General features: G+C 41.9%; 8 protein-coding genes. 5 read left to right on the forward strand and 3 right to left on the reverse strand.

Annotation, left to right across the window (positions count from 1 at the left end):
• The first annotated feature begins 65 nt into the window (after positions 1-65).
• Positions 66-1,799 (forward strand): T9SS type B sorting domain-containing protein, encoded by a 1,734-nt coding sequence (locus G563_RS0106845; RefSeq protein ID WP_051210802.1) that lies wholly within the window; start codon positions 66-68, stop codon positions 1,797-1,799.
• A 41-nt stretch (positions 1,800-1,840) separates the two neighbouring features.
• On the forward strand, positions 1,841-2,896 hold the full coding sequence (locus G563_RS0106850) for an acyltransferase family protein (protein ID WP_169579727.1): 1,056 nt from the start codon (positions 1,841-1,843) through the stop codon (positions 2,894-2,896).
• On the opposite strand, the gene porU2 is transcribed toward G563_RS0106850, so the two are convergent.
• Positions 2,885-7,828 carry a putative type IX secretion system sortase PorU2 gene (gene porU2, locus G563_RS0106855; protein ID WP_169579728.1) on the reverse strand — a complete coding sequence of 1,648 codons (4,944 nt, stop codon included), beginning with the start codon at positions 7,826-7,828 and terminating at the stop codon, positions 2,885-2,887. The genes G563_RS0106850 and porU2 overlap by 12 nt on opposite strands.
• 624 nt (positions 7,829-8,452) lie before the next feature.
• Here porU2 and G563_RS0106860 point away from each other — a divergent pair.
• The 3 genes from G563_RS0106860 (at position 8,453) to G563_RS0106870 (ending at position 15,815) form a co-directional block, all read left to right on the forward strand.
• Positions 8,453-13,312: an SdrD B-like domain-containing protein gene (locus tag G563_RS0106860; protein WP_157585123.1), complete on the forward strand. Its 4,860-nt coding sequence runs from the start codon at positions 8,453-8,455 to the stop codon at positions 13,310-13,312.
• A gap of 270 nt (positions 13,313-13,582) precedes the next feature.
• Positions 13,583-14,818: a LuxR C-terminal-related transcriptional regulator gene (locus tag G563_RS39130; protein ID WP_051210803.1), complete on the forward strand. Its 1,236-nt coding sequence runs from the start codon at positions 13,583-13,585 to the stop codon at positions 14,816-14,818.
• Positions 14,819-15,263: 445 nt separating this feature from the next.
• On the forward strand, positions 15,264-15,815 hold the full coding sequence (locus tag G563_RS0106870; RefSeq protein ID WP_037326041.1) for an HPP family protein: 552 nt from the start codon (positions 15,264-15,266) through the stop codon (positions 15,813-15,815).
• A 129-nt stretch (positions 15,816-15,944) separates the two neighbouring features.
• Here G563_RS0106870 and G563_RS0106875 read toward each other — a convergent pair whose 3' ends face one another.
• Both G563_RS0106875 and G563_RS0106885 read right to left on the reverse strand, forming a co-directional pair.
• Complete coding sequence (locus tag G563_RS0106875; RefSeq protein WP_028664668.1) at positions 15,945-16,778, reverse strand: 1,4-dihydroxy-2-naphthoyl-CoA synthase; 834 nt, start codon at positions 16,776-16,778, stop codon at positions 15,945-15,947.
• A gap of 182 nt (positions 16,779-16,960) precedes the next feature.
• A complete protein-coding gene (locus G563_RS0106885; protein ID WP_028664669.1) occupies positions 16,961-19,348 on the reverse strand; it encodes an OmpA family protein in 2,388 nt (795 codons plus the stop codon).
• Between the last annotated feature and the right edge of the window lie 66 nt (positions 19,349-19,414).

The following is a 19,414-nucleotide window of genomic DNA, read 5'->3' on the forward strand; positions in this document are numbered from 1 at the left end:
GCAACAGCTCCTATTGTAGCTGCGTAAAGGGTAATTAGAATCTTTCTTAACCCTAAACATGCACTATGAAAAGGTATTGTACCCTTATTGGAATTGCTTTCCATGTTTCATTTTATGTGCATAGTCAACAAGTAGATTGTACCAATATTGGTTTTGAAACAGGCAGCACCTTAGGATGGGTACTCACCAATGGCTCACTCAACTCATCTAATCAGAAAGTCAATTTTATCAATGAAATTACAGGTACGGTCAACAACCGCCATTATATCACCCAAACCAATGATGGAGCGGACCCAAAAGTTACTGCCGAAAAAATCCCAATGGTAGCTCCCGGAAGTACCCACTCTATTCGGATTGGCAACACCGTACAGGGCGGTACTTTTGACCGTATCAAGACTTCATTTGTGGTCAATTCCGAAAGACCCATATTTCAATACCAGTTTGCGGTAGTGCTACAAAACGACAACCGACACCAAGATTACGAAAAAGCAGGTTTCAACATTCTAATTTCGGATAGCAACGGCCAACCTCTGACTTGTAATGCCTTTAATGCACAACTCCAAAAGGGCGGTATTATTGAAGGCTTTAAAAAACAAGGCGATATAGAATATCGAAATTGGAGTACGGGCGCCATTGATTTACGCAATTACATCGGCCGCACTATCAATGTGGAAGTAACAGCTCATGGCTGTACCGAAATGCGGCACTATGGGTATGCTTATTTTGATGCACAATGTCTCAAAGCAGAAATCAAACCGACCTCACTTTGTCCCGACGAAGAAGGTTATATGATCGTAAAAGCTCCCGAAGGTTTTGGAAATTATACATGGCAAGACGGCCAAACCCAATCTACCATTCGGATTAAAGCTAATTTGGGAGATGTATATTCGGTCAAAATCTCACCCCTCGACAAGTTCAATGAATCCTGTCAATTTCAGCTAGATTATCAAGTAAAGTTTTATCAAGCCGATACCACTATCAATCTTACCCTCTGCGAAGGTGAATCTTACACTGTTGACAATAGAGTGTACAACACCACGGGAAATTATGTAAACACCATCCGACGTGCCAATGTCTGCGACAGCACAATCAGACTCAACCTAAAAATTATCCCCACCGCCCGACATTCGCAATCTTTTACGATTTGTGAAGGGCAAAACATAAGAGTGGGTGATTCTATGTATGTAAAAACGGGTACTTACATCAATTCTATCCGACGAGCCTCGGGCTGTGATAGTATCATAACCACTACCCTTTTAGTAGAAAAAATGCAGTCCATCGTACCACAACCTCAGACGGTTGTGCAAGGAGATAGTGTTTTGCTCGAAACAAGTATTGAGCCGTCAGGATACTTTACTACCCAATGGAGTCCTGCTACGGGGCTTTCATGTCCTACCTGTAATACCACTTGGGCTCATCCTAGCTCTAGCACTACTTATACTATTTTGTTCAAAAATGAAAGTCAGATTTGCCAACAAACCCAGAAAGTAGTAGTATCGGTATTGCCCTGTAATGTTTACATTCCCGATGTATTTTCACCCAACAATGATCAAAAAAACGATGTATTTTTTGTATATGGCAATACTTGTGTCAAAATCATCAAAGAAATGGTTATTTATAACCGCTGGGGTGAAACAGTCTTTAAGGCCGAAAATTTTCCCTTCTCCGACGCTAGTTATGGCTGGAATGGTCAGTATTTAGGAAAAATACGAGAGGGAGTATATGCTTACAAAATCTTGGTAGAATTCAGAAACGGCGAAACGAATATGTACCGAGGAGCTGTAGCGTTAATTCCTTAGCACTATCTTTGCTCGCTCAATACCAATTGTTATACTTTGATTTGAATATTTCCCAAAACACCATTAGCTACCTTCCTTCTCTGACTGGTTTAAGAGCAGTAGCGGCTACATTGGTATATATTCATCATTACAATCCTTTTCCTGCCAACACTTGGCTACACCGAATCGCCCAAGAAGGATACATAGGTGTTACTTTATTTTTTGTACTGAGCGGCTTTGTTATTACGTGGAATTATGCCTCACGATGGCCGCAGTCAACCTTCTCTCTAAAAGATTTTTATGTGGCTCGGTTTGCCCGTATTTTTCCACTGTATTGGGTATTACTATTATTGCTTTATACAATTCTTATTTTCAAAAATGGCCTCACTATTCTCTCATGGTCAGACTTCTGGGCTCATGTATTTCTACTTAAAGGATGGTTTCCTAGTCTAGCATTTCAAGGAATCTCACAAAGCTGGTCATTGACGGTAGAAGTAGGGTTTTATGTACTTGCGCCGTGGTGGATTCGGATAGTCACCCAACAAAAATGGATACAAATTCTTGGGCTTTTTGCGTTTTTTTTGATTTCTCTCTGCGTATTCTACTCTCCAAATCTCGCTTTTGGTAGTTTTTATACGTTATTAGGGCGCTTTTTTGAATTTAGCGTAGGAATCTTCATAGCCTTGTCTTGCAGCCATGCTTCCACTTCTCATCAACCAAGATATGCCACTATTTTGGGAATTTTATTGTCTGTGGCCATCGTAGGCATGTATGTGATGGCGATTGATGAATATCATTTTCCCGCTTTTCAGGTTGAATGGATTCTCTACAATATATGCTTACCGTTGAGCTTAGGGCTTCTTCTCACAGGACTAGTAAAAGAGGCCACCTTTATTCATAAGTTGCTTTCGCACAAATGGTTTGTGCTACTTGGCAAAGCTTCTTACGCTTTTTATCTCATTCATTTGGGGCCTTTTCCGGTAGTGATACAACGTTTTATCACTACCCAAAAACTAGGGCAATTTATTCTCCTCTGGATGTTGGCAATGGTTTTCTATTTTTTTATTGAAAAACCGTTGCAGCAGGGAATTATCAAACATGCAAAATCATCTGATTAACAACAGTTTACCAGATACTTTCACGCCTTCTTCTAATGAGAGTTCTTGGCCTTCTTTTTGAACTAGTAACCTATAAAAATACGCACCCGAAGGATACGCTCCGGCATCCTCCCATATCCATTCGTTGACCCCAATTCTGGGTACTATTGAAATCTCTTTAATAATACGTCCGTTGATGTCTGTAATAGAAAGAGAAGCTTTATCCGGGGCTTGTTGCCCTGTAACCGTAAACGAAAAGCGCACTAAACTGCTTGCAGGATTGGGGGTAGTCAAAACTGTCACTATTTTTTGTTCATTGATAACCCTAAAAGCAATTTCATAAACACCCGTTGGATTGCTGGACGCATCAGCGCCTTGTACTCTTAACCGATACAAGCCATCTGATAAAACACCCGGTCGGTACGATACCGTGTACAAATTTTGGGCATTGGCAGGAGTAAACTTCAGGATATTGTTATCAAAAACGATACGTTGAAAATCGGGCGCATTGGGTCGCTGTAAAAATACATTAATGCCTAAGGTATCATTTTTAAACAAAAAACGATTTTCATCCTTCATCTGCATCACAATCAAGGGATTGGCCGACACGATTTCTTCATTACGAATACGCTGCCCGTCAAATACGACATCTAGCACGGGCGGCGTTCGGTCAGGTATCACTGTAATGGGCAGGTTGATAACATTGTTAGAATAATTTTGCTCAGGTTGGCGTCGAGGATTAAAATTAACCAACAGTCGATTGTCTCCACTACGCCCTATGGTCGGCAACACAATGTCATACCCTACTTCTTCATTAGGTAATAAACGTCCCAGTTTTCGTTCACTAACTTGCGGAGCACCCTTAGGGCCAAAGAGCGTTTGGTGTACTATCACCGAATCCTGAAACGCAACCTTTGATATATTTTTGAAAGTTACTTTGACCGTCATTGTTTCTCCTTCTTGCTTCTCAATAGTGCCGTTGACATTGGCAGAAGCGGCACCTTCGGCTACTGAGGTGTAATTGACCGCCCAATTTTGTAGTTGCGCGGGCAATGGCGCCGATAAGTCATCATCTTCCAAATCCAATTTGAGCCTTAAAAATGGAAAGCGAGTAGCATCTACCTGCGACAAATCTACGCTGTAAGCTCCTTGCGCCAGGGGCAAGACTGTCTCTTTACCTTCTAAGTCTACGCCCATTATTTGGAGCGATGCTCGATGCCGCTGAGGAAGCACTTTGAGCTGATACTTGAGAGAACTCCAACTTTTGGCTGGGCCAATCAATGAAGACACAAGGGAGCCACGAGATTTTGTACTTTTTAGGGTATAATTGTCCAAAGAAAGCGTACGTAAAGAAGGAGCGATTTCATTGGGATCAACCGATAGTTCAAGGGCGGGTTTTTTGCCTCCTTTTTGAAATATAAACATCGAAGGGTTTCTCAACTTAGCCAGATTTTCATTTGTCCAGCCAAGTTCTACCAACTTCGCCATTTCGGAAGCGGGCCACAGATTAAACTGAACCGCTCCCACGGTCATCATCACAATCCAATCCCCCTCTGGCACAGCATCAAGCCAACGGCTGAAAAGCTGATTAGAAATAATATTTGCTTGGCGCAGGGTGTTCATAGCATAAGGGGGATTGCCGCAATTGAGTTGCGGCATCACCGAATATGCCTGAAGATTATCTTTTCGAAGAGCGGTCATCACCATGTTGGCTTCTGCATTGGAACCTTGGAAAGTAGAGCAATTTCCGTCTGCAACAAACAAAATATCACTAATCGAAAGTTGAGACACCCTGTAGCCTTGATTGAATCCTCCTACGGAGTTTCCGGCCACCACGGCTTTGATTGGAGCAGACAAAGAGCTAAAACTCCAAGTAGGATTAGACGACACCGATAAATGCACATCCAAAGGAGTTGCTTTTACAAATTGAGGCGCTTGTCGTTGCGTCCATCCTTCCCCACTATTGTGTATATACGTAAACGAACTTTCACTCCACACATTGTCAGAAGAGGATGAAACATCGCCATATCTTACACGCCAATAATAAGTAGTAGAGTCGCGCGTCAAAAGTGGTAGGCTCCATGACGGTAAGAGTGCGGCAGTCACCGTTTGCGATTTTTTGTAAGGGCTATCAAATCGAGCAGTGGTATCTAATTCAAAAACATAAGCACGAGTGGTGTTTTCTATTTGCTGGGCTACGAGCTGGACTTGAGGTTGACCGTTTTGAGCTGTAGAAATAATGCTGTATTCTGCCGGAAACAATGGATACGCCCCCACCGCCGGAAGCGTCACTTCAATAGCAGCGGTATTGTTGGGCTTATCCATTTCTGACAAAGTCCCTTCTGGGTCTATCACCACCTCAAAACGGTTGAGGCCACTTTGTGTGCGTTCGTGCGGAATATACATATGCAGGGTATCTTGATAAGCTACCGCCGGATACACCGCATCAAATATCCGTACGGCTCCGTCGCGAGTAGTTCGTAAAAGGCGAATAGGTAGATTTTCTTTTCGATATATACCAAGATTAGATACTACCATTTGTACTTTGAGCGAATCGCTCAGTGCTCCTACCGCACCTCCGTTTTTATCTCTGATACCGATACCTTGACTATTGAGGGTATAATCGGGGTGCTTGGTGGGAAAAAGTATGATTGCAGGGTCACCCTGTAAACTCATCTGCTGGGCATCTACCTGATAAATGGGGTCGTTGGGATACTTTGCGAGGGTTTTACGAATCACTTGTTGATGAACCTCCCCAAAAGGTCGGTTTAAAAATGTAGTATCTCCCAGAAAGGTATCGTAAAAAGTATTTGCAAAATCCCTTAGTGAATACACAAAAGCTAGGTTAGAATGCGCTAAAAACAAAATAGCCCCTCTATCCTTAGTTCCAATCCAGTCGATGGGGAAGGTATTTTCGGTAAAAGTAAAATTGCCAAGTACGCAACCATTGGCATAAACAAGCGGATAACGTCCTTTGTTTCTGAAGCCCAACACATCGTTTGATACATTTCCTATGTTGATGTCTGTGACGCTTAAGCTTGAGTGTCCAAAAAGCGTAATCAATCCTGCCCCTTCGTTTACTTCATTGGCAATACCCACATACTCTACTGCCTCATCTGTTTTTTTGGTAATGGTAGTGACGCGTGCGCCTAAGTATTGTTGTTGGGCTTTTTGCTTAAATCCATTCATGATTTGCAAAAATTGTCCTTGTTCAAAAGAATCTGTCCCACCACTGAGATGCAAAATATTTTTGCGCCAGAGGGCATTCATGGGTGTAGCTTCGTGGAGTTTTACTTTTTCTAAATAATCCAACACTACTTGCGGAGATGCTGTCCATAATCGCCCCGTAGGAATACCCGCCACTAGGGGCGCTTGCCCTTTTAAACCGTGAGAAAAGAGATTGTCTGACCCGGGCCACCCAAAAGTCGGCACCATATCTCGGGCAGTTCGCCAGCTTTGACTTCGGTTGAGGTCCACTTGCTCGGTACGTCCGATGATAAACAAGAACCGGGGATTGCCCTTATCGGCCATATATTGCACAAATCGCCGAATAGCCAAAGGGCTAAATTCCCCATAGTTGAATTGGTTGATGAGCAAACCCATATCTACCGTCAAGGTATCGTACCCTCCACCGCTCGGCGAAGCCCGATAGCCCGCAAACTGCTTCGCTGCCGCCGCTAAAGTTTGATGAGTCACCAGCAAATAGGTGGCTTTGGCAGGGTCGATAGTCCGAAATCTAACTCGCTCAATACGCGGAGCTGATAAGATTTCGCGGGTTGCAAAAAGTGTTTTAGAACTAGAAGTACCCCGCACTATAGCCTTGAGAGTATTGTTCTGAAAAGTGGCTCCTACCCTTATGAGATTATTTGGGTCTGTGACATCAAACAATCTCACCTGAGGCGAAGCGTTAGGAATCTCAACGTACGATTTGCCAGTATTGGCAGACAACAAATAAAAACTCTTCTGGGTTTTATTGCCAAAATCAAACCGTTGCGCATAACGTACCCGGTAATAAGTAATACTATACACATCATCGGGTTGATTTGGCGTAACCCCGCGCGACACCGTTGACACTGATACATAATTACTATCTACCGACACATCTGCCAAATCAATATCTCTTCGGAAAAGAGTCGAATATTGAAAATTAAAACGCAAAGTATCCAAGAGCTTATTGGCAATACTTCCAGCCCCTACTTTCACTTCTATAAGATGCTGCCGATGGTCGCGCCCCATCAAGTGCAGTTCGAGTTGCGGCTTGGTGCCATTTCGGAGTAGATTTTCAAGGGTCAATTTTTTAGTTATCACCGCATTTTTGTAAAGTTCTACCCCCGACCATCCTTCACCATAATCATAATAAGAATGCTGTGCCCCTACCGATGCTCCTAAAGGATAAATAAGCCCTTCTGACATTCCTACGTAAGAATAACTGGCAATATTTGACACCCATAAATCTTCCAAGTGATAGCCTTCAGGGGTGAGATTGGCCGTATTTTGTTCCTCATAAAACCCCATTCGCTTGCCTGCTTGCGTATCTAGCCTCCAAGTCAGGAAATAAGCCGTGGTATCACTGTACAAATTATAGATTTTGTGCGGCTGCGCACTATGAGGGATATAAAGAAGAGAGTCTTGCGTACCGTCGTTGGCTTGCCCATAAAACTCAATAAAATCAGCTTCATCCAAACGCCCGTCGACTTCTCCTTCAATATAAATGGCTTGTTCTTCACCCCTAAAAAACAATTGTATTTGTTTGGGATTAACAGTGGTTGTGGGCACACCGGCTTGTCTGAGCTCGGCAGATGTCAGGCGATACAACCCTTTTTTAGCAATAGGAATCTTAAAATAAGTTTGTTGGGGATTGATCCATTCGTTACCATACCGAACCTGCGAAAAGAGAGAGGTAAAACAAAGAGAGAAGCAACTAAAAAATAAGACCGCTAACCGAACTCGCATTTGATTGTATTTTACTGATTTGAAAATGCAATTTAGCCACATGCCTAAGAAATGACAAATTTGGCCAAACAATGATGGGCATTAAAACAGTTTATTTCATATCTATAAAAAGCCACTAATTGACATACTTTTCTTGAATAACATAAAATTTCCTAATCAGACAAAAAATAAACACAATACTACCGTTTAAGAATATATTTTTAATTCATAAATTTCTCTTTTTCGCTACTTTACTAGTTATTTTGAAGTTAAATTTTGCATTTAACTAGGTTTACTTTCTCAAAAAGCGATTAACCTTTGCAAAAATAATAATATCCCAAACATTCAATTATTCTTCTCTGGTTTGGCTTGATTATTGTGTTCATAAAACTTCCCAAAAAAAACATCCTAAAATTTAATTTTTCCAACAAAAAATTGACATTACTCCTTTTTAAAGCTATAAAAAATACGAATGGTATACATTTTGCACCAAAAAGGATATGCTACTAAGCGGCTGTCATTCATTATTTACCTAATTTATTAAACATATATTATGAATCTATCTCGCCATTATTCCTCTCTCCCTAAAAAGATTCATTTCCATTTTTTCGCCTGGCATTATGCCTCTTTAAATGTTTGGGGATTGTGGTAGGCTTAGCTTTTGTCTCTCCTCTCTACGCTCAGCAATGTGGTATTAATATCAATAAAGTAACCGTTTCTAATTGCTATTACGTAAACAATCAAAGTAAAGTCACATTAAGTATAGAAGTTTCTTGGGAAAACCCTCCGGCAGGGGATAGTATTGAAGTGGCGCTCGGTAGTGAAAAGCGATATATAAAACCGGGTACTTATCAAGTAAGCTACCCCGCCACAAATATCAAAGGCAATCAGACAATTGTATCCCCTCAGGTAGTTGCATTTGAAGTCAACGCTACGGGTACCAATAGCAATCTTACCGCCCATTTTACGACACTTCCTGCCTGTACAGATACTGAGGTGGTGACGATTCCAAGCGCTTGTCCACCGTTAGTCTGTGATGGTACCCACGCTGGTGGGGTAGTTTTTAGTGACTATAATGCAAATGGGCTAAGAGATGCGGGAGAAATCAACGGTATCGCCAATGTCACCGTCACAGCCACCGCTTGTGATGGCACTGTTTATACTACTACTACCGATGCTTCTGGAATATACATCTTTGATATTCCCCAAGCCAATTATCCCATCAGGGTCGAATTTAGCAATTTGCCTTCTTATGCAGGACAAGGTACCATACATGGAGCCGATGGGCGTACTACAGTTCAGTTTGTAGATGCACCTAATTGTAATATTGACTTAGGGGTATTGGATAATAATGATTTTTGCCAAACTACGCCCAAAATAGTAGTTCCTTGCTACGTATCCGGAAACCCGGAAGTGGGTAGCAATAGTGGACAAATGGATGCTCTGGTTGCATTCGACTACGGTACGTCTGGGCCTAAAGACATGCTAAAGATTACGGTATTAGCAAAGGCCGAAACCGTAGGTACGCTTTGGGGAGTAGCGTACGACAAATACACCAACAAAACTTACACCTCGGCAAGTTTGAAGCGCCACGCGGGGCTTGGGCCTTTAGGGCTAGGGGGTATTTATGTCACCGACATGGCAACCAACACTACTTCAAATTATATAGATGTATCTGCTTCTCCTCTCAATATCAATGTAGGAGCAAGTAGTGCTAGTGACCCTTGGTTTGGCATAACCAACGCCAGCCGAGGGCTATTGAATGACCCAACACAGCCTAGCAACGATTCGGTATCGTTTGCATTGATTGGCAAAGTAGGGATAGGCGATTTAGAAATTTCGGAAGATGGCCAAGCGCTCTATTTTGTAAATTTATATGACAAAAAACTATACAAATTAGATATAAGCGTAGCCAACAATCCTACTTTGGCTGGCTCCTGGGCCATTCCTGACCCTGGATGTGTAGATGGTACTATGCGCCCCTTCGCTACCAAAGTGTACAAAGGAAAAGTGTACGTAGGTTCGGTATGCGATGCATCTTCCTCTACAAAATCTAATCTACGGGGTTATGTCACGGCCTTTGATGGGACTACATTTACTCAAGTTTTTGATTTTCCACTTACTTATCCTAAAGGAGCTGTTTTGATCAACTCTACCCCTGCGGTAGTAGATAGAGTAGGCTGGTATCCTTGGACCGACAACTTTAACGATATCAACAGCAACACTACCAATGGGGCTTTCGTTCGTATCCTTCACCCTCAGCCTATGCTTACCGATATTGAGTTTGATATCGATGGTTCAATGGTATTGGGTTTAGGTGACCGCACGGGACTTCAATCAGGATACAACAACTATCCTCTTTCGGGTACTGGCGTTTATACAGGATTGTCAGGAGGTGATATTTTAAGGGCTGCTTTTACGAATGGAACCTATATTTTAGAGAATGACGGAAAAGTACCTGGATTCAACGGGGCAGGCGTTAACAATAACCAAGGGCCTGGCTTTGGAGAGTTTTACAATGACGACTTCTTAGGAGGCAACGGAGGCCTTACCCATGCCGAAATTGGATTTGGGGCATTGGCTTTAAAGCCTGGTTCAGGGCAAGTAATCATGACCGCAATGGACCCTGTAGACCAAAATCAAACAGGTACAAACTTCTCTGGTGGAGTACGCTATCTCAGCAATACTACGGGCTTATCTCCTACTGGTCCTGAGATGGGATTTGTTCTTTATAATACCAACAACGAAAGTGGGACTTTTGGAAAATCCACTGGTCTAGGAGATTTAGAAGTAACATGTTTACTACCCAATTATCTAGAAGTTGGTAACCGTGTGTGGATAGATGCCAATCAAAACGGTATTCAAGACCCCTGTGAAAAAACGCTGAAAGACGTCAATGTATCTTTATACAAAGGCAATACCCTCATCGCAACCACCACCACAAATCTCACTGGCGAATATTATTTCAGTAGTAAATCTAAAATCGGTAGCGGCACATGGCTAGGCGTAGATGCAGACACTGTTTTGTTGCCGAGCACTAGTTATCAAATTGTGTTTGGAACCGGAAATCAAGTCAATGCCTCAGGCGATACATTAACGGTTGCTGGCTTAGGGAAATTTATCCTAACGCAAGTCAATGCTGGCAGCAATGATTTGATTGACAGCGATGCCGCAGTAAGCACTATCACAGCAGGCACTTATCCATCTATCACTATCACCACTGGAGCGGAGGGTTCTGTCAATCACACCTTTGATGCTGGCTTTTACTGCATATTACCTTACAACGAAACCATTTCTGTAAAAACTGCTACTTGCACAGGCGCCGGTCAACCCAACAACGATGCAAGCATCCGCTTCACGAATATCAAATGTGCCAACAAATTTGCGTATTCTATCGGAAGTGTATTTTCGGGAAATCAATACGACAATGCTACCGCAATAACGGGCGATAGTATCGTGATTACTAATTTACCTAACCCCGCTTCTGCTGCTGATACTTTCACGGTAAGACTTTATAATGGTGTATGTTGTTACAAAGACACGACCATTATTCTTCCAAAAACAATCTGCCCACTGGGTAGCCTAGGGAATTTTATTTGGAAAGACCTCAACAACAACGGTCGCCAAGATGCCCTTGAGCCCGGCGTGAAAGATGTAATTGTTTTATTGTTACAAAATAGCGCTGTCATTGGCTCTGATACCACCGATAGCAACGGATACTATAACTTTGACAGCCTCGCAACGGGAGATTATCAAGTACAAATACTCGTTTCGTCTCTTCCAGAGGGCTGCACTATCAGTAGTCAATACAAAACTGCTGGCGTACCAGACAGTCTCAATTCGGACTTCGATCCAACCACTGCAACCAGTCCTATCGTAAGTATCAATGCACTTGGCAATGGTATCGACAAAGACAATCCAACTATCGACGGCGCACTTTATTCACCCAAAGGAAGTATCGGAGACTTTGTATGGAAAGATCTTAACAACAATGGAATCCAAGATAGTGGAGAAGAAGGCGTAGAAGGTGTAATCTTGGAGCTTTACAAAGGTAGCACTACCAGTGTAGCGATTGCTACCGATACGACTGATAGCAATGGTAAATACGAATTTACTAATCTTGAGGCGGGCGATTATTATGTCAAAATTGTCACGCAAAGCCTTCCTGTAGCTTGTATATTGTCAGACTCTACCAACAAAGGTGGAGATGATGCACTCGATTCTGATTTTGATTCAGCCACAGGTTTTAGCCCTAAAATTGTCATTAATCCACTAGGTACTGGTATTGACAAAGACAATCCGACCATCGATGCGGCCTTGGTAAAACCATGCGTAGCACCTACTTGGACTATCACAAGTGCGCCTTCGTGCTCTCCTACTACGCCATTATACAGCGTAAGCTTTGCAGTGCTTAACCCCAACGGTAGCCTCAAAGTAAATGCAGGAACCCTTACCAGCACCTCAGCCAACAACTACACCGTGGCAGGTATTCCAAATGGTGTCAATCTTGTTATTATTGATAGTTTGTCAGCTACTTGCAAATTCGACACTACAGTTGTAGCGCCTGATTGCAGCTGTCCTCAGGTAACTGTACTTACCCCCAATATCAGCGTATGTATTGGAGATACAATCCCAACACTTTCCGTAAACGTGGTGGGCAATGCAGGGGTCGAATGGTACCGAAGTGGCAGCAACCAAGTGGTAGCCACCGGCCTCACCTTCAAACCCTCTGGCATTGTATCAGCTACAGATACGTTTTATGTTCAACTTACGGAGGTAAGTCCTCTCTGTGTTGAGCAAACCCGCACGGCTATCGTGGTCACCGCTATCGACTGCCAAGTAGATTTAGCCCTTCGCAAGTCAATCAGCCGCAAAATTGCCCATATTGGCGACACCCTCACCTACACCATCAAAGTATGGAATGAGTTTACTAACAATGCTTCGGGCATAGAAGTGACGGATTCTATCCCTAGTAGTGTGGCGTTTATAGTAGGTAGTTTCAATGCTTCGCGCGGTACGGCTAGCATCAGTAATCAGGTCATCAAATGGAACATCGGCAACATAGCCGCCAATGGTGATACTGTCACTCTTACTTACAAAATTAAGGTAATTCAAGAAGGTATTCACTTCAACAAAGCCGAAATCAGTAAGACTGACCAACCTGATAAAGACTCCACTCCCAACAACAACTCTGAGACAGAAGATGATCTAGACCGTCAGTGCTTTAGCGTTCCTTTCAAATTGTGTGTTGGCGAAAAAGTACAAGTTAATCTACCGGCTCATTATACGGGCGTAGTGTGGTTTAAAGATGATGGTTCTGCATCTGTAGCCCAAGGCAATGAAGTGCTACTCAGCGAAACAGGTTCTTATACTTTTACGGCTACCAACAATACCTGCCCTGTAGAAGGGTGCTGCCCTGTTATCATCGAACCTAGCGACAACTGTTGTCCTGCTGATTTGTGTATACCGGTCATTATTCACAAGACAAAAAAAACTAGTCTCTAAAATATTAACTTTCCTCTTTCCAAAATCCGAATCAAAATCTCTTTGATTCGGATTTTTTGTATAAAATGATGTTGCCTTGTTATCATCTTCCTTACCAGCAGCATTCTCTTAAAATACAATGCAATTGTAGAATCGGGATATAAATTTTATACCTTTAAGAGTATACATGGGCAAATTATCGAATTATTTAATCTATTTGGTATCTAATCTGACTTGCATCTCTATTTATTTTTTCAATTTTTATTAGTTTGCAGAAAATTACTAAGCGCTATGAGAATAATTATATCAACTATATTATGCTGCGGGTTAGCTTTTTCTACTTCGCTATTTTCGCAAACCATAGATGTAAAATCAATTGAAGATCAAGTATATAATTTTAACAATAAACTTAATTTTAAAGCATCACAAGAACTTTTACTTTCTCAATTACACAACAACAAACTCACCGCCCACGACCGTTATCACGTGTATCGTTTGCTTTCGTACACGCACAAGCGGCTCTTTGACTATACGTCTGTTTTCCATTACCTTGACAAAGCCTATAAAGAAATCAAGAGTTCAGACCATGACGGCAAATACCTCGCCGAAATCAATGCTCAGCGCGCATTAGCTCATTTTGACATCCACGAATACCCTGAGGCCGATACGTTATTGCTCGGCTTGGAAGCCAATTCATTCAAGCACCTCAACAACGAACTCATCGCTAAACTCCAAATGCAGCGTGCTTATCTCCAGTTTTTGGATAAAGATTACCTTAAAGCAGAAGCCACTTATGATCTTGCCATTGCAAATATCAAAGGTGTATCGATGTGTGACTTGCCAATGGCTCTCGTCAAAAAGATGCAGCTCTATGAAGAAATGGGGGACCGTTCGAGGGCTTTAGAAAACTACCACAAAGCACTCCATTATGCAGATTCGTGCGGTATACTTAAATACGCTATTTATGCTAAAGAAGAACTACGCAACATCTACAAACGCAATAAAGAATTTGCAGCAATGGGTCAACTTCAAGATGAGATAGACAAACTTGATACAATCTATAGAAAGAATGAGCGACTGGCAGAAGTCAATTTAATGAAAGAAAACCTTGAAACCAGTTTGCAGGAAAAAAAAATTAAAGCCAAAAATCGTCAAATTTTATACATCATTGCTGCTTCTGTGCTACTTGGTATTTTATGTTTGGGGGCGTTTTATGCTTTTTGGCAGCAAAAAAATAAAAGGAAACGCTTAGAAGGTGAGTTCTTGAACATGAAGTCTTCACTTCAACAATACGCCGACGAGCATTACCATCAGCCTAGCAATGAGTTTAGAAATATACGTCTCGACTTACTTAACCAAAGGCAACAAGAAGTGCTAGAACTCATTGCTAAGGGATTATCTAACAAAGAAATTGCGGAGAAGCTCTTCATTTCAGAAAACACCGTCAAATATCACATCAAAAACATCTATTTGCTCCTTGAAGTAAAAGATAGAAAAGAGTTTTTGGTCCGTCTCAAAAACAAATAAAACTAATATTGAAGACTACCCTTTGGGGTAGTCTTCAATATTTAGTATAAAACTACCCTTTGGGGGGGTGTAATTCTAAAGAAAATACAAGAACTTTGGCAACCTTCACTCTTTACCTTACTAGACGACCTTATGATGAATCAACAAACTACCTAACCTAACTTAAAATCCTAATCATCACCTAGTTTGAGCAATTCAAAAAAGTCCAGTGCTAACCCACTGGCTTTTTTATTTTATAATCATCCTGCGTTAAGCCTTTTACCTATAATATAGCGGGACGTATATCTATCAACGCTCTTTTTACAAACTTGTTTTATTCTAATTATTAAAGTTTTGATAAAATTGCGAACTATCATCCTTTCACACAGGTTTGATGATAGTAAATGTATTCCTCCATCCATTGATTTTTTGAACGTTGAAAAGAAGATTTAAAAGACAAGTGCTCATGGCACGCTATGTCATTTATAAAGAAACGCTCATCGATTTTAAAGACCACTTTTGGACATTCGTCGGGTCGTTTATTGGGATAGGTTTGATTGGCTTTCTCAATCAAAATAAGATAAGTTCTACCGATAATCTTTTCTTGATTGGCTCTTTTGGGGCTACCTCTGTCTTGCTGTATGGTATTACGAATAGCCCATTGGCTCAGCCTCGCAATCTCATCGGCGGCCATGTGATAAGTGCCTTCATAGGAGTTACGGCACATCTATTAATCCCTCATGAGTTGTGGCTTTCTTCGGCCTTAGCAGTGTCGGTTTCAATCGTTGTAATGCAAATCACCAAGACACTGCACCCACCTGGTGGCGCTACTGCATTGATTGCCAACTTAGGTTCACCCAAAATCACTTCACTGGGTTATTTATATGTACTGAATCCAGTACTGACCGGGGTTTTGATTTTATTGTTAGTAGCGCTAGTGGTCAACAACCGCGCAGGTCATCGTCCTTATCCTAAAAACAAAAATTGGTACAAAATCTGGGAAAGGAAATATAGGTAGGAGGAGATATACAAAACAAAAAAGCAGAAGCCCTTGTGGTTTCTGCTTTTTCATAAAATTTTTATTCTAAACCACAGAAGAAAGGAGATATACAGAGTAGTATAAACTTAACTTCGGTAGTTATGTTCATCAATAGCGTTCAAACTTATCCCAATCAGGTTTTCGTTTTTGGAGGAAAGCATCACGTCCTTCTTCGGCTTCTTCGGTCATATAGCCCAAACGGGTAGCCTCTCCCGCAAAAAGCTGCTGTCCCACTAGTCCGTCATCCACGAGATTGAAAGCAAATTTCAACATCCGAATTGCCATCGGGCTTTTACCGAGGATTTCCTGTGCCCACTGAAAAGCGGTATCTTCCAGTTCGTCGTGAGGTACTACGGCATTGACCATGCCCATTTCATAGGCTTCTTGTGCGGAGTAGTTACGTCCCAAAAAGAATATTTCGCGAGCGCGCTTTTGACCAATCATGCGTGCCAAATAAGCCGAGCCATAGCCAGCATCATAGCTCGCCACGTCGGCATCTGTCTGTTTGAAGATAGCGTGTTCTTTGCTTGCTAGCGACAAATCACAAACCACATGAAGGCTATGCCCCCCTCCTACTGCCCAGCCCGGTACTACGGCGATAACGGGCTTGGTCATAAAGCGAATCTGTCGCTGTACTTCTAAGATATTGAGACGATCACGACCGTCTTCGGCCCGATACCCCCCTTTTTGGCGAGCTTTTTGGTCTCCGCCAGAGCAAAATGCCCACACGCCATCTTTGGGCGAAGGCCCTTCGCCCGAAAGTAGCACTACACCAATGTGGGGATCATGAGTAGCATCGGCAAAAGCATCTAATAACTCAAAGGTGGTATGAGGGCGAAAGGCATTGCGAACTTCGGGGCGGTTAAAGGCAATACGTGCCACGCCATCGCATTTTTTGTAAGTAATATCGGTATACTCTTTTACGGTAGTCCAGTTGGGCATAATAATGTTTTTTTTTTACAAAAGTAAAAATAAAAAAGGCAGAAGTCAGTACAACTTCCACCTTTCAATCAAACACTATTTGAACCTTTTAATAAGACGCTTTGAAGCTCAAAAAGTAACTATAAAACAAAACAGAAACCTCAAAGAGATTTCTGTTTTGTGAGCAACCTTAAAACTTTATTTTACAAACTTAAGATTTTGATTTCCGTACGGCGATTTTGCTGGTGTTCTTCTTCACTACAAGACACCCCGTCTTTACATTTATTGACAGGTTTTTCTTCACCATAGCCTGCTGCGATAATTCTCTTTGACGAAACGCCCTGCTTTACAATATACGACACAGCGGCTTTGGCCCGTTTTGTCGAAAGGGTCTTATTGTATTTGGTAGAAGAACGGCTATCAGTGTGAGACCCAAACTCAATCTTCATTTTGGGATACTTGTTCATCAAGCCCACCAATTTATTTAATTCAGATTCGGCATCAGAACGAATATTCCATTTGTTGAGGTCATAGTAAATATTATCAATTTTGATAACATCTCCTTTTTCAAACATGGTGATATTTGCTTCTGAAAACTCTTCACCTTTCACTTTGGTACCCATAGTGGCGAGGTTGTCTTTAAGAGCTTCTATAGAGTAGTCACATCCGCTTGGTACTTCAAACTCATAAGCACCGTTGGCATCCGTAACTGCCTCTAGGGTAGAGCCGTCACATTCGTTGTGTAACAAAACTTTCACCCCTGAAATAGGCTTCCGGTCCTTTTGAGTTGTCACTAGCCCTCTTAACGTAAACATCTTTACGGGAGGTGCTTTGGGTTTGACTTTATCTAATGGAATTTCTAATTGCACTAACTCCGTGGCATCTAGGTCTTTAGTTGTGAAGTTGCGTGCATTGTTAACGTAGCCTTCATTGGAGGCCTTGAATACAAAATCCGTTTCTGAATCAAGGCAAATTTTGAGGTTACCGTCTTTGTCGGTATAGAGTGTTTTGGTACCCGGCTCGCTTTCACTCTTGCTGACTACTTCCACGGCTGCACTCGCCAACGACGCCTTGGTAGCAGCATCAATAATGTGTACGAGTGTTTCTTGACAAGGGTTGAGCGGACCTACCCGTTCGAAACGAAACAAGTCATCATCCTCACCACCTCTTTTGCGATTGCTACTAAAAAAGCCACTTTTACGCTCCGCATCGGTAATCAATCCAAAATCATCTTTTGTAGAGTTGATAGGTTCTCCTAAGTTGGTAGGTTTACGAGCCATGACACCATTGATGAGTTTGGCATAAAATATATCTAAGCCCCCCATGCCAGCAAGTCCGTCAGAAGCAAAGTATAAATTACCTTGCTCGTCTACAAACGGAAACATTTCATTGCCTTGGCTATTGACAGACGGCCCTAAGTTGACAGGAGTTGACCAGTTACCATTTTCGTTGCGACTGACATAAATATCAGTGCCACCAAAACCTCCCGGCATATCAGATACAAAATAAAGCAATTGATCATCTTTGGATAAAGTAGGATGCCCTACCGAATACTCATCGTTGTTGAAAGGTAACTCTTGTAGATTTTCCCAATTGTTGCCTTTCAATTCGGCAGAGTACAACTTTAATTTGTTGATACCTTCTTTACTGGTTTTATATTTTCCATTTAAATAATTGTTGCGAGTAAATAGTATTTTGCTACCGTCTTTGAAAAAAGCTACGGGTCCTTCATGATATTTAGAATTTAGTGCTTTTCCCATGTTTTGTGACTCGATGACAGGTGCCTGCAGTGGTTCAGGATTTTTGTCATTGAGCGAACGATAAGTAGCAGGGATTTTGGTATCATTGGCAGTGGGAGAGGTATATTCGTCCGACCCCAGAAGGTATACACCTTTATTTTTTGCGAGGGTCCGGTTTGCACCAGCTGACCCACCTACTTTACTAGTTTTGGAAGAATTGACAATGGACAAATCTGGCACTTCGTACAAGTCTAGGAATGCCGTTTGGTTCCATCCATACACTCTTTTTATGTTTACGGCTTCGTTGCGTGCCGATACAAATACGAGTCCTTTTTTATAATAAACGGGGCTAAATTCGGCTCGATTAGTATTGATATTGTCTAGGGATTGTACTACATAGCTAGTGGCATTTTTTGAGAGTTTGCCTACATTTGAGTATAATTTTGTAAAATCTTTCCCTCTTTGGTCTTCTTGTTGAGCTTGGCTGTAACGTTCGTAAATCTCCTTGGCTTCATCATATTTACCATTGCTGGCAAGTGCTTGTGCAAAATACAAATAAGAACTAGCATGTTCGTGAGGTATGGTTTTACCCTCTCCCATCGCCAATCGAAAAATGCGCTCGGCATTTGGGGTATCTCTGAGTTGGTGATAGCTATGTCCTAGTTTTAGGAGTGTATTGAGTTTGACTGTATCTTGTAAGTTTTGTTTAAGTGCATTTTCATACAACTCAATGGCTTTACTATAAGCCATCATTTCATATTGGCGGTTGGCTTGGCTTAGAGAGGACTGTGCATGCGCATCTTTTGCCCAAATCGCTACTGCCAGTGCAATTAGAAAAATATAGGTCTTCATGATTCAGAAATTTGGGTAAGAAAAAAGGTATACTCTCCGTTGTCGGTTTTAAACCCAGCATGAAGA

The organism is Runella zeae DSM 19591 (assembly GCF_000423565.1).
GTDB classification, from domain to species: Bacteria; Bacteroidota; Bacteroidia; order Cytophagales; family Spirosomataceae; genus Runella; species Runella zeae.